Annotated in this window: 9 protein-coding genes; 8 read left to right on the forward strand and 1 reads right to left on the reverse strand. The window is 71.4% G+C overall.

What is annotated here, in order from left to right; translation table 11 throughout:
• Window positions 1-106 precede the first annotated feature (106 nt).
• The 5 genes from KBY47_RS12965 to KBY47_RS12985 all read left to right on the forward strand — a co-directional run bounded on the left by KBY47_RS12965 (window position 107) and on the right by KBY47_RS12985 (window position 7216).
• A complete protein-coding gene (locus KBY47_RS12965) occupies window positions 107-1210 on the forward strand; it encodes an ABC transporter substrate-binding protein (protein ID WP_210921206.1) in 1104 nt (367 codons plus the stop codon).
• A 47-nt stretch (window positions 1211-1257) separates the two neighbouring features.
• Window positions 1258-2814 carry a sugar ABC transporter ATP-binding protein gene (locus KBY47_RS12970; protein ID WP_210921207.1) on the forward strand — a complete coding sequence of 519 codons (1557 nt, stop codon included), beginning with the start codon at window positions 1258-1260 and terminating at the stop codon, window positions 2812-2814.
• Window positions 2807-3769 carry an ABC transporter permease gene (locus KBY47_RS12975; RefSeq protein ID WP_210921208.1) on the forward strand — a complete coding sequence of 321 codons (963 nt, stop codon included), beginning with the start codon at window positions 2807-2809 and terminating at the stop codon, window positions 3767-3769. Before KBY47_RS12970 ends, KBY47_RS12975 begins: the two co-directional genes overlap by 8 nt.
• Window positions 3766-4797, forward strand: coding sequence for an ABC transporter permease (locus KBY47_RS12980; protein WP_210921209.1), 1032 nt, complete (start codon window positions 3766-3768; stop codon window positions 4795-4797). Before KBY47_RS12975 ends, KBY47_RS12980 begins: the two co-directional genes overlap by 4 nt.
• 64 nt (window positions 4798-4861) lie before the next feature.
• Window positions 4862-7216: an AbfB domain-containing protein gene (locus KBY47_RS12985; RefSeq protein ID WP_210921210.1), complete on the forward strand. Its 2355-nt coding sequence runs from the start codon at window positions 4862-4864 to the stop codon at window positions 7214-7216.
• 58 nt (window positions 7217-7274) lie between these two features.
• Here KBY47_RS12985 and KBY47_RS12990 read toward each other — a convergent pair whose 3' ends face one another.
• Complete coding sequence (locus tag KBY47_RS12990) at window positions 7275-10586, reverse strand: LamG-like jellyroll fold domain-containing protein (protein WP_210921211.1); 3312 nt, start codon at window positions 10584-10586, stop codon at window positions 7275-7277.
• 333 nt (window positions 10587-10919) lie between these two features.
• Here KBY47_RS12990 and KBY47_RS12995 point away from each other — a divergent pair, with 333 nt between their 5' ends.
• The 3 genes from KBY47_RS12995 to kdpF all read left to right on the forward strand — a co-directional run bounded on the left by KBY47_RS12995 (window position 10920) and on the right by kdpF (window position 12784).
• Window positions 10920-11576, forward strand: coding sequence for a DUF1275 family protein (locus KBY47_RS12995; protein ID WP_210921212.1), 657 nt, complete (start codon window positions 10920-10922; stop codon window positions 11574-11576).
• A gap of 180 nt (window positions 11577-11756) precedes the next feature.
• Window positions 11757-12458, forward strand: coding sequence for an alpha/beta hydrolase (locus tag KBY47_RS13000; protein ID WP_210921213.1), 702 nt, complete (start codon window positions 11757-11759; stop codon window positions 12456-12458).
• A gap of 236 nt (window positions 12459-12694) precedes the next feature.
• The gene (kdpF, locus tag KBY47_RS37205) at window positions 12695-12784 is read left to right on the forward strand and encodes a K(+)-transporting ATPase subunit F (RefSeq protein ID WP_210921214.1); all 90 of its coding nucleotides are present in this window, start codon (window positions 12695-12697) and stop codon (window positions 12782-12784) included.
• Window positions 12785-12790: the final 6 nt, after the last annotated feature.

Here is a 12790-nt window from a genome sequence, read left to right on the forward strand (position 1 = left end):
CCTCATGCGGCGGACCTGACAACGTTCGCACCGAGGGAGGAGCACCACCTCAGCACGGCCACCACCTCCCCAGTTCCCTGCCAGCGTCACCCGGATCGGGGTCACCATGCAGCGCAACCGCACTCACCGTCCTCAGCTCCTCGCCCGTCCCGTGGTGGTGGCACTCGCCGCCGCCGTGGCCCTGACCGCCACCGCCTGCGCCAAGTCCGAGGACGACGCCGCCGCGGACCAGCAGCCGTCCTCCACGGCCACCGCCGACACCGAGCAGAAGGTCCTCGACCCCAAGCCCGGCAGCGAGAACTGCACCATCGACGCCTACGGCGGCGAGAAGCTCGACCTCGCCAGTGCCACGGTCGGCTTCTCCCAGTCCGAGAAGGAAGCCAACCCCTTCCGCATCGCCGAGACCCAGTCGATCAAGGACGAGGCGAAGAAGAGAGGCGTCAAGCTCCTCACGGCCAACGCCCAGTCGCAGTTCTCCAAGCAGATCAGCGACGTCCAGGACCTGCTCGCCAAGGGCGCCGACCTGCTGGTCATCGCCCCGCTGAACTCCGACGGCTGGGACCCCGTCCTCAAGGCCGCCGCCGCCAAGAAGGTCCCCATCGTCACCATCGACCGCAAGATCAACGCCGAGGCCTGCAAGGACTACGTCTCCTTCATCGCCTCCGACTTCGTCGAGCAGGGCCGCCGCGCCGCCGACCAGATGATCGAGGCCACCGGCGGCAAGGGCGAGGTCGCCATCCTGCTCGGCTCCGCCGGGAACAACGTCACCACCGAGCGCACCCAGGGCTTCAAGGAGCGCATCGCCGAGAAGGCCCCCGACCTCAAGGTGGTCTTCGAGCAGACCGGTGACTTCGCCCGCGAGAAGGGCCAGCAGGTCACCGAGCAGCTCATCCAGTCCCAGCCCGGCATCAAGGGCATCTACGCCGAGAACGACGAGATGGGCCTCGGTGCCGTCGCCGCCCTCAAGGGCGCCGGGAAGAAGGCGGGCGACGTCAAGATCGTCACCGTCGACGGCACCCGCAACGCCGTCCAGGGCATCGTCGACGGCTGGATCAGCGGCGTCATCGAGTCCAACCCGCGCTTCGGACCGCTGGCCTTCCAGACCCTGGACACCTTCACCCGGGGCGAGGCGGTCCCGCAGGACGTCATCATCGAGGACGGTGCCTACACCGCCGACAACGCCGAACAGGACCTCGGCAAGGCCTACTGAGCCGCGTACCCCTGACTGACCTTCACTTTCCCTTCGAGGAGGCACAGTTGGCTCCGACGGCCGAAGTCCTCGCCGTCCGCGGACTGAGCAAGACCTTCCCCGGCGTCCGGGCCCTGGACGACGTGGACCTCACCCTGCACGCCGGTGAGGTCCACGCCCTGATCGGCGAGAACGGCGCCGGCAAGTCCACCCTCATCAAACTGCTCACCGGCGTCCACCGCCCCGACCACGGCACCGTCACCTTCCAGGGCCGCGAGGTCTCCTTCGGCACCCCGCTGGAGGCCCAGAAGGCCGGGATCTCCACCATCTACCAGGAGGTCAACCTCATCCCGCTGCTGAGCGTGGCCCGCAACCTGTTCCTGGGCCGCGAGCCACGCACCCGCCTCGGGCTGCTCGACTTCACCCGCATGCACCGCGAGGCCGAACAGACCCTTGGGACCTACGGCGTCCAGGTCGACGTCCGGCAGCCGCTGCGCACCCTCGGCGTCGGCGCCCAGCAGATGGTCGCCCTCGCCCGCGCGGTGGCGACCGACGCCCGCGTCGTCGTCATGGACGAACCGACCTCCTCCCTCGAACCGCGGGAGGTGGAGACCCTGTTCTCGGTGATCCGCCGCCTGCGCGACGACGGCATCGCCGTCATCTACGTCAGCCACCGCCTCGACGAGCTGTACGCCGTGTGCGACACGGTCACCGTGCTGCGCGACGGCCGCCGCGTCCACCACGGCCGCCTCGCCGACCTCGACCGGCTCGCCCTGGTCTCCACCATGCTGGGCCGGGAACTGGGCGAGGTCCGCCGGGAGGGCCTGACCAAGTTCAGCGGCGGCCATCACGACACCGGGGACCGACCGGTGCTGGAGGCCACCGATCTGACCGTCCCCCACCAACTGCACGGCGTCTCCCTGCGCATCCGCCCCGGCGAGGTCGTCGGCCTCGGCGGGCTCCTCGGCTCCGGCCGCACCGAGACCGCCAAGGCCGTCTCCGGCGCCCTGCCCCTGCGGTCCGGCCGGGTCACCGTCGCCGGTGTCCCGCTGCGCGGCGGCTCCACCCCCGCCGCCATCCGGGCGGGCATCAGCCTGCTGCCCGAGGACCGCAAGAGCGAGGGCATCGTCCCCGGCCTCTCGGTCCGCGAGAACATCGCCCTCGCCGTGCTGCCCCGGCTCTCCCGGTTCGGACTGGTCTCCGAGACCCGCGTCGACAGCGTCGTGGACACCTTCGTCAAGAGGCTGCGCATCAAGGCCTCCTCACCCCACCAGAAGGTCGGCGAACTCTCCGGCGGCAACCAGCAGAAGGTGCTCCTCGCCCGCTGGCTGGCCATGAACCCCAAGGTCCTGCTGCTCGACGAACCCACCCGGGGCATCGACGTCGGCGCCAAGGCCGAGGTGCAAAAGCTCGTGGACGAACTCGCCGCCGACGGCCTGGGCGTCCTGCTCATCTCCTCCGACCTGGAGGAACTGATCGAAGGGTCCGACCGCGTGGTCGTACTGAAGGACGGTGCGGTCGTCGGCGAACTCACCGGCGACGACGTCACCGAGGACAACCTGATGCGCACCATCGCCGGGGACGACACGACGGAGCCCGTCAAGGAGGTGGCCGCCGATGGCTGAAGCCACCCTGCGCACCGCCCCGCTGGACAAGACCCGGGTCCTGAACTGGCTCCAGACCTACGGCGTCTACGCGGGCGTCGCCGCCCTGCTGATCGTCAACACCGTCATCACCCCGCACTTCCTGTCCACCGAGAACTTCCGCACCCAGGCCGTCCAGGTCGCCCCCGTCATCATCGTCGCCCTGGGCATGGCCCTGGTCATCGGCACCGAGGGCGTCGACCTGTCGGTGGGCGCGGTGATGGCGCTCGCGGCCTCCGTGACCGCCCTCTACCTCGGCTACGGGCTGCTGCCCGCCCTGCTGGTGGTGGCCCTCTTCGCGGCCGGTGTGGGCCTCGCCAACGGGGCGCTGGTCGCGTTCATCGGCGTACAGCCCATCGTCGCCACCCTCGCCCTGATGGTCGGCGGCCGGGGCCTCGCCCTGGTGCTCCTGCCGCAGTTGGAGGACCTGCGCAACCCGGCGCTCGCCTCCCTGGGCTCCGGCGACGTCCTCGGCATCCCCTACCTGATCCTGATCGCCGCCGCCCTCGCCCTGCTGGTGGCCTTCGTGGTCCGCCGCACCACCTTCGGCCGCCAGCTCCTCGCCATCGGCGACAGCCGCCCGGCCGCCCAGCTCGCGGGCCTGCCGGTGCGCCGCGTACTGATCATCGTCTACGTCGTCTGCGCGCTGCTCGCCGCGGTCGCCGGGGTGCTCGCCACCGCCCGGCTCCAGGCCAGCGACCCGACCTCGCTCGGCAACCTCATGGAACTGTCCGCGATCACCGCGGTCGTCGTCGGCGGCACCCCGCTGACCGGCGGCCGGGTCAACATCGCGGGCACGGTGGCGGGTGCCGTCCTCATCCAACTGCTCACCGCCACCCTCATCAAGCACGATCTGCCGCCCTCATGGACCCAGATCGCCCAGGCCGTAGTGATCGTGTGCGCCGTCTACGCCGCACGGGGACGGGGGAAGCGATGACCGTGACCGAACCGGACACCCCCGTGACCACCGCCGGCAAGACGGCCGAGGACACCGCGCCGGTCGGCTCGGCCCGCACCGAGCGGATCAGCGCGCTCGTCCAGCAGCACGGCGCGCTCGCCGTCCTGCTGATCGTGTCGGTCGTCGCCTCGTTCACCTTCGACTCCTTCGCCACCGGCGACAACGTCACCAACATGGCGACCAGTTCGGCGTTCCTCGCGATCGTCGCGCTCGGCATGACCTTCGTCATCATCACCGGCGGCATCGACCTGTCCGTGGGCTCCCTGTTCGCCCTCGGCGGGGTGCTGGCCGCCTGGGGCTCCCGGCACGGCACCCTGGTGGCTCTGCTGCTGCCGCTGGTGGTCTGCGGGGCGATCGGCGTCGTCAACGGACTCCTCGTCGCCCGCTCCCGGCTCGCCCCCTTCATCGTCACCCTCGCCGCCATGCTCGGCGCCCGCGGCCTGATGCTCGCCCTCACCGACGAGGGCGCCGAAACCTACCTCGTCGCCAAGGGCTCCCTCCTCGCCGAACTCGGCCAGGGCACCACCCTCGGCCTCGGCAACCCCGTGTGGATCACGCTGGCGCTGTTCGTCGCGGGCGCCGTCGTGCTGCGCCGCACCCGCTTCGGCCAGCACGTGTACGCGGTCGGCGGCAACGAGGACGCCGCGGCGCTGATGGGCGCCCCGGTGGCCCGCACGAAGATCCTGGTCTACACCCTCTCCGGTGTCCTCGCCGGACTCGCCGGGGCGCTCAACGCCGCCTGGCTCGCCTCCGGCGTGACGATCCTGGGCAACGGCATGGAACTGGAGGCGATCTCCGCCGTGGTCATCGGCGGCACCCTGCTCACCGGCGGGCTCGGCTACGTCAGCGGCTCACTGGTCGGCGTCCTGCTGCTGAAGGTGATCCAGAACGTCATCAACCAGATCGGCTCCCTGGACTCCTCCTACCAGCAGGTCGTCAGCGGCGCCTTCCTGGCCCTCGTCGTCATCGCCCAGACCTGGCTGGGCAGAAGACGGCAGCTCATGTAGCGGGGCGAGGGCCCGGCGCCGCACGCACACGCACGTCTCCCACCCCCCTCTCCTAGGAGGCACGATGCGTAGCTCACCCGCACGGCAACCCTTACGGGCCCTCGGACGGCTCATCCGCCCCCTGGCCGTACTGGCGCTCCTCGCCGGTACGGCCCTCGGCGCGTCCGGCGTCCCCGCGCACGCCGAGCCCCAGGCGTGGACGCCCAAGCCCGCGCCCATGACCACCCCGTGGACCAACCAGGTCCCCGTCGACAACCCCCACCCCGAGTACCCGCGGCCCCAGCTCACCCGCGCCGACTGGGCCAACCTCAACGGCATATGGGACTTCGCGGTCACCCCGGCCGACGCCGGTCAGCCCGCGTCGTTCACCGAACAGATCCGCGTCCCCTTCCCCGCCGAGTCCGCGCTCTCCGGCGTACAGCGCCGCATCACCCAGAACGACAAGCTCTGGTACAAGCGCACCTTCACCGTGCCGTCGAACTGGAACGGCCGCCGCGTCCAGCTCAACTTCGGCGCCAGTGACTGGCGTACCACGGTGTGGGTCAACGGCCGCCAGGCCGGGGCCGCCCACTCCGGCGGCTACGACGCCTTCTCCTACGACATCACCGACCTGCTGGCCGGCGGCGGCACTCACACGATCGTCGTCTCCGTGTGGGATCCCACCGAGACCGGCAGCCAGGCCGTCGGCAAACAGCGCATCCGCGACGTCGCTCCGCACCCCGGCGGCGGCATCTTCTACACCGCCGCGTCCGGCATCTGGCAGACCGTCTGGCTGGAACCGGTGAACGCCGCGCACATCGGCCGCCTCGACCTGGTGCCCGACCCGGCGAACAACCGGCTCAGGGTCACCGTCCGGGGCAGCGGCACCAGCGGTCACCAGGCCCGCGTCACCGTCTCCACCGGCGGCACCACCATCGGCACCGCCACCGGCCCCGTCGGCACCGAGTTCAGCGTGCCGGTGCCGAACCCACGCCTGTGGACCCCCGACGACCCGTTCCTCTACGACGTCCGCGCCGACCTGCTCTCCGGCACGTCGACCGTCGACTCCGCCGACAGCTACACCGGCATGCGCACCGTCGGCCTCGCCCGCGTCGACGGCGTGCTGCGCCCCGTCCTCAACGGGCGGTTCGTCTTCCAGACCGGCACCCTCGACCAGGGCTACTGGCCGGACGGCATCTACACCGCGCCCACCGACGCCGCCCTGCGCCACGACCTCCAGAAGCACAAGGACCTCGGCTTCAACATGGTCCGCAAGCACATCAAGGTCGAACCGCAGCGCTGGTTCTACTGGGCCGACCGGCTCGGCCTGCTGGTCTGGCAGGACATGCCGTCGATGGACCTGCGTACCCCCGACGCCGCGGCCCGGGTGCAGTGGGAGGCCGAGTACGACCGCGTCATCGACCAGCACCGCAGCTCCCCGTCGGTGATCATGTGGGTCAACCAGAACGAGGGCTGGGGCCAGTACGACCAGGCCCGCATCGCCAACGAGGTCAAGGCCTACGACCCCACCCGCCTCGTCAACAACATGAGCGGCGTCAACTGCTGCGGCGCCGTCGACGGCGGCAACGGCGACGTCGTCGACCACCATGTCTACGTCGGCCCCGGCACCACCGTGCCCAGCGCCACCCGCGCCGCCGTCCTCGGCGAGTACGGCGGCCTCGGCTACAAGGTCCCCGGCCACGAGTGGTACCCCGGCGGCGGCTTCAGCTACGAGGACCAGCCCACCCTCACCCACCTGAACAACCGCTTCGTCGGTCTGCTCGACGGCATCCGCGAGGTCCGGATGCCCAGGGGCCTGTCCGCCGCCGTCTACACCGAGATCACCGACGTCGAGAACGAGGCCAACGGCCTGCTCACCTACGACCGGCAGGTCGTCAAGGTCGACGAGGCCCGGGTCCGGGCCGCCAACCGGGCCCTCATCGACGCCTCACGCTCCCCGCAGACACCCGTCACCCTGCCCACCGGGCAGTACCGCTCCCTGCGGGTGACCACCCCCGGCCACACCGACCGCTACCTCCGGCACCGGGACGGCGCCGCCTTCACGGACATCGTCACCAGCGGCAGCCCCGCGCTGCTGAAGAACGACGCGACCTGGCGGATCGTTCCCGGACTCGCCGAAGCCTCCTGCTACTCCTTCGAGTCGCGCAACTACCCCGGCGAGTACCTGCGCCACCGCGACTACCGCGTGTACAAGGAAGGCGGCAGCGGCGACCTGTTCCGCGCCGACGCCACCTTCTGTCCCGTCCGGGGCGCGAACGGCGGGGTGCGGCTGTCGGCGTACAACTTCCCCGAGCAGTACCTGCGGCACTACAACGCCGAGTTGTGGCTGGCCACCCCGGGCGGCACCCACACCTGGGACAACCCCGCCCTGTTCACGGAGGACACCACCTGGGCGGTGGAGGCGCCGTGGGCTCCCTGAGATGACGGCGACAGCGGGCGGCGCCTGAGCGCCGCCCGCCGCGAACCACCGGGGGCGTCTACGGCCGTTCCCCGGCGTGCAGGGCGCTCACCTCCTCTGCGGTGAGCGCCTTGTCGTAGGCGTGCACCTCGTCGACGGCGCCGTTCCAGAAGTCGGTGTCGTTGCCCTCCCACTGGGCGCGGCCCACGGCCAGCGGGCCGGTGCTCACATAGTTGGGGCCGCTGGTGGCGGTCGCCGCGAGCTTTCCGTCGACGTACAGCTTGATCTGGTGGGTGGCGTCGTCGCGCACACCGACCAGGTGGTACCAGCGGCCCGTCTCCGGGGTGGTGACCAGCCGGGCCCGCTGTCCGCCGGGCAGGCTGAAGGCGAAGGCGCCCTGGCCGTACTGGAGGTAGAACGGGCTCGCCTGGCGGCGGCCGTCCTGGCTGACCGCGGTGGCGTAGTTGCCGGGGAGCGCGTCCAGACGCACCCACGCGGCCACCGAGTAACTGCCGGTGGTGTCGAGCACCGGCCCGTCGGTGGCGGCGTACTGCCCCCGGCCGTCGAACTTCAGCGCGCTGCCGCTGACTCCGGGGGTCCAGGCGGTGCCCTCGGACAGGGTGAGCGGCCGGTCGTTCGGGCCCTCGTCCGCGGCGGTGGTGCCGGTGCCCTCGTCGAGGGTCCAGTGGCCGCCGCCGGTCAGCGGCTCGCGGTCACCGGCGGCGGCTCCGGCCGCGATGACCTCACGGTTGATCTCCCGCACCGCGGCCGGGTCGACCTTGATGTCCCGGCGGTCGTAGGTGTAGAGGCCGTTGAGTTCGTTCTCCAGGTCGGTGATCTGGGTGTACACCGAGCCGGACAGCTCGGCCCTGGCCTGGTCGAGGTAGTACCGCTCGGTGTTCTCGACGTACCGGCGGGTCAGCTCCTCCTTGGTGTTCACCCCGCTGTAGATCACCGTCGGGGCGCCCGGCCACATGTGACCCGGGGTGCGCAGGGTGAAGCCGCCGTGCTCACCGTCCATCGCGGCGCGGGTGGCGTCCGGGAAGGGCGGGTCGGTGTTGTTGTAGTCGTGGTGGTCGATGATGTCGCCCTTGCCCGAGTCGCCCTTGGAGTTGCAGCAGTTGACCCCGCTGTGGGCGTTGACGATCCGGGACGGGTCGGCCGCCTGGACGGCCTCGGTGATCTGGCCGGTCTCCTCGCGGTCCCACTCGCCCCAGCCCTCGTTGAAGACGATCCAGCCGATCACCGAGGGGGAGTTGTGGTGCTCACGGGTGATCTCCATGCCCTGGTCGACGAAGGCCTGGTGGCCGGTGTCGGTGCGCAGGTCACCGGAGACGAAGTCCTGCCAGACCAGCAGCCCGAGCCGGTCGGCGTGGTAGAACCACCGCGCGGGCTCCACCTTGATGTGCTTGCGCACGGCGTTGAAGCCCAGTTCCTTGTGCGCCTCGAGGTCGAAGGCGAGGGCCGCGTCGCTGGGCGCGGTGTAGAGCCCGTCGGGCCAGAAGCCCTGGTCGAGCGTGGCGAGGGAGAAGACCGGCTCCCCGTTGAGGACGAGCTTCTGGTAGCCGCCCACCTCCTCGATGCCGACCTCGCGCATCCCGAAGTAGCTGCCGATCCGGTCGGTGGACTTCCCGTCGGTGAGGCGGACGTCGAGGTCGTACAGGTAGGGGTCGTCCGGGGTCCACAGGTGCTGCCTGGCCACCGGCAGCCGCAGTTCGCGGCCCGCGGGTCCGCTGACCCTGCCGACGATCCGGCCCCGGGTGTCGCGGGCGACGGCCTCCACCCGGGCCCGCGCGGAGGCGGTGCCGGACTCCACGGTGACGGCGAGGCTGCTCGAGTCGATGTCGGGCGTCATGACGACGTTGTCAACGGAGACGTCGGCGACGGGCTCCATCCACACCGTCTGCCAGATGCCCGACGACTGGGTGTAGAAGATGCCGCCCGGGTTCCGGGACTGCTTGCCCGTCGGCTGGTCGGCGCCACCGGTGTCGGTGACCGCGACCACGATCTCCTGGGGCCCGCGTCGCTTCAGCGCGTCGGTGATGTCGGCGCTGAACGCGTCGTAACCGCCGGTGTGTTCGGCCACCTTCTTGCCGTTGACCCAGACCCGGGCCTGGTAGTCCACGGCGCCGAAGTTGAGCTTCAGCCGGTTGCCCTTGCCGACGTTCCAGTTCTTCGGCACGTCGACGAGCCTGCGGTAGAACATGTGGTCCTCGTGCCGTTCGAGGCCCGACAGCTGGGACTCGACCGGGAACGGCACGATGATCTTCTCGTCCAGGTCCTTGCCGAAGACGGGCTGTTCACCCGCGGCGGCACCGCTGAACTGCCAGGGACCGTTGAGGTTCTTCCACTTGTCGCGCACCTGCTGCGGACGCGGGTACTCCGGCAGCGGGTTCTTGGTGTCGACCTTGTCGCCCCACGGGGTGGTGAGCCGGTGCGCGGAGTCGTTCCGCGCCCAGCGGGCGATCTTCGGCACGCTCTCGCCGCCGGAGGTGAGGCCGCCCTCGCCGTCGTAGCCGAACCGGACCTGCTGGCCCCGCTGGACGGGCTCGGCGAGCGTGATCAGCAGGGTGTCGGGCGCGCCGGGGTCGACGACGGCCGACTCCACGGGCATCGCGGTGGTGTCGGCCTCGACCTTCAGATGGCCAGCGACCGACCCGGAGCCGCCGACGGGTCCCTCGAACCGGGCCCGCACCCGCCGTCCGTCCTCGCCGACGGTCGGCTCCACCGGGTACACCTCGAAACCGGCGGGCGGGGTGAACGCCGACATCGGCACGATCTGCTTGGGCAGCGTCGGCGTGGACCAGCGCAGGAACATGTTCGCCCCGCCGAAGTCCTGGAACATCTCCAGGCGGAAGTCGTGCTTCTCCCCGGCGTTCAGCCTGACCGGCGCGCTGGTCTGCTCGCGGTCCCAGTCCGGTTCCCAGTGGTCGATGACCGGCTCGCCGTCGATGAACAGCCGGAAGCCGTTGTCGCCGATGGCGTAGAACGTGTAGTCACCGGTCTCCGGCGCCTCGATCTGCCCCGTCCAGCGGGCGGTGGTGTGCTCCGTCCGCCCGGTCAGCTCCTCGAAGGTACTGGTCAGACCGGAGAAGTTGATCTGCGGGTCGAGCAGGGTGCCGCCGAGTTCGGCGAAGTCCCGCGCACCCGGCGCCGACATGCGGAAGTACTCGCCCTTCAGGCCGTTCACCTGGACGGGCCCCTGCTCGGCCGAGAGCGCGGACGCGCCCACGACGGCGGTCTCGGCGGCCGACGCGGCGGGCGTCAGCGCGGTGGTGGGCAGCACCAGGGCTGCGGCGGTCAGCAGGGCCCACGCTCCGGCGCGTGGGCGGCTCGGTCGTCCGGTTCTCGTCGCTGTCGTTCCTGGCCTTGCTGTTCTTGTCCTTCTCATGACCCTTCCTCGCGCAGAGGGCTTGGACCGGGACCGGGATCAATCGGCGGACAGCACCGACACGGGTACGGGGGTACGGCTCGTCCAGCGGCTATTCCAACGTTGGAAACCCGGTGCCAGCGGAATGACAACACGCCCCCCGGCGACTGTCCAGACCTCCTGCACGGCCGAGTTGATCCGCCATCAGCGCGCCACGCCCGGTCTCGGCCCACCCGGGTGACACCCGACGGCGCCGACGGGCGGCTCCCGCGGGCCGCCCCTACCGTGGGACCCGCGGGCTGTCCGCCGCCTCCCGTCGGCGCAGCCGCGCCCGTCCGCGAAGGCGAAGGAACGATGGCCGTCCCAGCACAGCAGACGCCCGCCCCGGGGCCGGGCCCGGCGACGCGACTGCTGCTCACCACCGCCGCGGGCGGGGTGAACGCCATCGGGTACCTGGCACTCGGCGGGGTCTTCACGAGTGTGATGACCGCGAACCTCGCACTCCTCGGACTGGCCCTCGGCGGCGGCTCGCTCACCGTCGCCCGGCTCGCGGCCGTCGCGATCGCCGCGTACCTGGCGGGCGCGGCCGTGGGCGGCAGGGTGGCCGTGCGGGGGCTGTGGGCCGCGCTGGCCGTGGAGAGCGTGGCGCTGTGGGCGTCGTGGGTGCTCTGGCTGACGGCCGACGGCACACCGGGCGCGGCACGGCAGGCCGTGCTGCTCGCCGCCGGGGCCCTGGCCATGGGATGCCAGAGCGGGGGCGTCCAGGCGGCCTCCGGGGGCACCGCGACGACGACCGCCTATCTGACCGGCGCCCTCACCGGGGTGGTCGTGCACGCGGTGACGGCCGGGCGGCTCCAACGGCGTACCCTCGCGGCGCTCGTGCTGCTGCCGCTGGGCGCGGCGGCGGGCGGCCTGGCGGTGGAGTACGTACGCCTGGCGGCTCCGGCGCTGCCCGCGCTGCTGGTGACGGGGGCGCTGGGGGTGGCGTGGGCGGGGCGGGGGAAGGGCTGAAGGGCCGCCCTTTGTTCGCGTGCAGCGCTCCGCATGGACGCGCGCTCAAGAAACCGGGACGGCCGCGCATGTTCACCCTCCGGTCCCGTCCATAGGCTCGAACTCCCGGCGCGCGGACTCCCGTAGCGCTCGCCTCCGCCACCATGCCGCAGGGTTCCCCATGCCCAGTAAGGGTTCTTCATGTCCCGTGCAGACAGCAGCAGGTCCACGATCCTCCTCGTCCACGGCGCCTGGCACGGCGCCTGGGCCTGGGAGAAGTTCGTCCCCGAGCTGACGGCGCTCGGCCGGCGGGTGGAGACCGTCGACCTGCCGAGCGCCTCGGCCGACGAGAACAACACCGCCGGGATGTACGACGACGCGCGCGTCGTCCGCGAGCGGCTCGCCGCCCTCGACGGTCCCGTGACCGTCCTGGCCCACTCCTACGGCGGCATCCCGGCCACGGAGGCCGTCATCGGCGCGGCCAACGTCTCCCGGCTCATCTACGTCGCCGCCTTCATGCTCGACGCGGGCGAGTCCATCGACACCCTGAGCGGCGGGCAGATCTCCGGCAGCGGCGCCGTGACCCTGTCCGCGTACGGGCAGTACGAGGACCCCAGGGCCGCCTTCTACCCGGACGCCGCGCCCGAGGACGCCGACCGTGCCGCCGAGCGGCTGGTCCTCCAGTCGGCGAGGTCGTTCTGCGAACCGCTCACCGAGGCCGCCTGGAAGACCGTCCCGGCCAGCTATGTCATCGCCGAGCACGACACCGCGCTGGTCACGGACCTCCAGGTCGGCATGGCCGGCCGGGCGGAGCGCACCTATCGGGTGGCTTCCGGGCACTCCCCGTTCCTGTCGGTGCCCGCCGAACTGGCCCGGCTGGTCGACGGCGACGCGAAGGAGTGAGGGCCCGGCGGGACGGGCGGCGCGGGGCGCGCCGTCAGGGGTGCGTCAAGGCCGGATGAGCCGCCGTAAGGGGACCGCTAAGGGCGTGGGAAGGCGGTCGGACGGCGGGTTCCCTGGACTGGTCCGATCCGTTCTCGAACCTTCAGGGAGCTTGCGATGGCCGACGTGGCCTTCGTTGTCGCCACCGTCGCGGTGTTCGCGCTGGTGGCCCTCATCGCCCGAGGGGTGAGCCGGCTGTGAGCGGCGAGTACGTCGCCGGGCTCGTGGTGGCCGTCGCCCTGCTGGGCTACCTCGTGGCCGCCCTCGTCTTCCCCGAGAGGTTCTGAGCCCCG

It is taken from the genome of Streptomyces sp. B93, from assembly GCF_018070565.1.
Classification (GTDB): domain Bacteria; phylum Actinomycetota; class Actinomycetes; order Streptomycetales; family Streptomycetaceae; genus Streptomyces.

Excerpts from the sequence above, each read along its gene's own strand:
- KBY47_RS12990 (WP_210921211.1), bottom strand. The coding sequence starts at position 10,586 with ATGAGAAGGACAAGAACAGCAAGGCCAGGAACGACAGCGACGAGAACC.
- KBY47_RS12975 (WP_210921208.1), top strand. The coding sequence starts at position 2,807 with ATGGCTGAAGCCACCCTGCGCACCGCCCCGCTGGACAAGACCCGGGTC.
- KBY47_RS12965 (WP_210921206.1), top strand. The coding sequence starts at position 107 with ATGCAGCGCAACCGCACTCACCGTCCTCAGCTCCTCGCCCGTCCCGTG.
- KBY47_RS12995 (WP_210921212.1), top strand. The coding sequence starts at position 10,920 with ATGGCCGTCCCAGCACAGCAGACGCCCGCCCCGGGGCCGGGCCCGGCG.
- KBY47_RS12985 (WP_210921210.1), top strand. The coding sequence starts at position 4,862 with ATGCGTAGCTCACCCGCACGGCAACCCTTACGGGCCCTCGGACGGCTC.
- KBY47_RS13000 (WP_210921213.1), top strand. The coding sequence starts at position 11,757 with ATGTCCCGTGCAGACAGCAGCAGGTCCACGATCCTCCTCGTCCACGGC.
- KBY47_RS12980 (WP_210921209.1), top strand. The coding sequence starts at position 3,766 with ATGACCGTGACCGAACCGGACACCCCCGTGACCACCGCCGGCAAGACG.